General features: G+C 52.1%; 1 rRNA gene. It reads right to left on the minus strand.

What is annotated here, in order from left to right:
- Positions 1-64 precede the first annotated feature (64 nt).
- Positions 65-1,639: ribosomal RNA gene (locus QOR82_RS09020) — 16S ribosomal RNA — on the minus strand.
- Positions 1,640-1,705 lie beyond the last annotated feature (66 nt).

Genomic DNA, 1,705 nt, shown 5'->3' on the forward strand with positions numbered 1-1,705 from the left:
GGTAAACCCCTCAAAACTGAATAAAGTTTCAACGAACTGTGCAGGTTTCCGATTAATTCCTTAGAAAGGAGGTGATCCAGCCGCAGGTTCTCCTACGGCTACCTTGTTACGACTTCACCCCAGTCATCTGCCCCGCCTTAGGCGGCTACTTCCCGAAGGTTAGTCCACCGACTTTGGGCGTTGCAAACTTCCATGGTGTGACGGGCGGTGTGTACAAGGCCCGGGAACGTATTCACCGCGGCATGCTGATCCGCGATTACTAGCGATTCCGACTTCGTGTAGGCGAGTTGCAGCCTACAGTCCGAACTGAGAACGGTTTTAAGAGATTTGCTTGCCCTCGCGAGTTCGCTGCTCGTTGTACCGTCCATTGTAGCACGTGTGTAGCCCAGGTCATAAGGGGCATGATGATCTGACGTCGTCCCCACCTTCCTCCGGTTTGTCACCGGCAGTCTCACTAGAGTGCCCAACTGAATGCTGGCAACTAGTAACAAGGGTTGCGCTCGTTGCGGGACTTAACCCAACATCTCACGACACGAGCTGACGACGACCATGCACCACCTGTCATTGCGTCCCCGAAGGGAACGCCTAATCTCTTAGGTTAGCGCAAGATGTCAAGACCTGGTAAGGTTCTTCGCGTAGCTTCGAATTAAACCACATGCTCCACCGCTTGTGCGGGCCCCCGTCAATTCCTTTGAGTTTCAACCTTGCGGTCGTACTCCCCAGGCGGAGTGCTTATTGCGTTAGCTGCGGCACTGAAGGGCGGAAACCCTCCAACACCTAGCACTCATCGTTTACGGCATGGACTACCAGGGTATCTAATCCTGTTCGCTACCCATGCTTTCGAGTCTCAGCGTCAGTTGCAGACTAGGCAGCCGCCTTCGCCACTGGTGTTCTTCCATATATCTACGCATTCCACCGCTACACATGGAGTTCCACTGCCCTCTTCTGCACTCAAGTTCGCCAGTTTCCGATGCACTTCTTCGGTTGAGCCGAAGGCTTTCACATCAGACTTAACAAACCGCCTGCGCTCGCTTTACGCCCAATAAATCCGGATAACGCTTGCCACCTACGTATTACCGCGGCTGCTGGCACGTAGTTAGCCGTGACTTTCTGGTTGAATACCGTCACTACCTGAACATTTCCTCTCAGGTACGTTCTTCTTCAACAACAGAGCTTTACGAGCCGAAACCCTTCTTCACTCACGCGGTGTCGCTCCATCAGGCTTGCGCCCATTGTGGAAGATTCCCTACTGCTGCCTCCCGTAGGAGTATGGACCGTGTCTCAGTTCCATTGTGGCCGATCAGTCTCTCAACTCGGCTATGCATCATCGCCTTGGTAAGCCGTTACCTTACCAACTAGCTAATGCACCGCGGGCCCATCCCAAAGTGATGGCCGAAACCACCTTTGAAGTCATGACCATGTGGTCATGACTGTTATGCGGTATTAGCACTTGTTTCCAAATGTTATCCCCCGCTTTGGGGCAGGTTGCCCACGTGTTACTCACCCGTCCGCCACTCACTGGTAATCCATCGTCAAATCAGTGCAAGCACGTCATATCAGTTGGGCCAGTGCGTTCGACTTGCATGTATTAGGCACACCGCCGGCGTTCATCCTGAGCCAGGATCAAACTCTCATATTATGAATATGAGCTTTTGAAATAGCTCTAATTTAAAAGTATTAAGCGAATTGACTTCGCAAATGTTTT

The organism is Limosilactobacillus difficilis, from assembly GCF_947387495.1.
Lineage (GTDB): Bacteria > Bacillota > Bacilli > Lactobacillales > Lactobacillaceae > Limosilactobacillus > Limosilactobacillus difficilis.